Genomic DNA, 248 nt, shown 5'->3' with positions numbered 1-248 from the left:
AATGAGTCTGAAATGGTCGTAACACCAGAAACAATACGTCACTGGAAAGAAGTAGGAGCCCGTATAAGGGAAATACGACAATTAAAGGGTAAGGCTATAAAAGATATTGCTGTAGAGTCTGATACGCTTAAAAGTGCCATATGTCATTTTGAAAGGGGTATATGCTCTACCAGCATCAACTACGCCTTATTCCTTCGTAATGAATACGGAATTAGTTTTGATTGGATCTATGATGGAGAAATTATTGA

Annotated in this window: 1 protein-coding gene; it reads left to right on the top strand. The window is 37.5% G+C overall.

The features are described 5' to 3' along the window. Positions 1-12: 12 nt before the first annotated feature. On the top strand, positions 13-248 hold a 236-nt coding region (locus H0G72_RS06085), incomplete at its 3' end, for a helix-turn-helix domain-containing protein (protein ID WP_182017873.1).

Origin of the sequence: Candidatus Liberibacter sp. (assembly GCF_014048425.1) — a bacterium.
Classification (GTDB): domain Bacteria; phylum Pseudomonadota; class Alphaproteobacteria; order Rhizobiales; family Rhizobiaceae; genus Liberibacter.
Note: the sequence above shows the minus strand (reverse complement) of the source record. Positions and strands in the feature narration are given on the sequence as shown.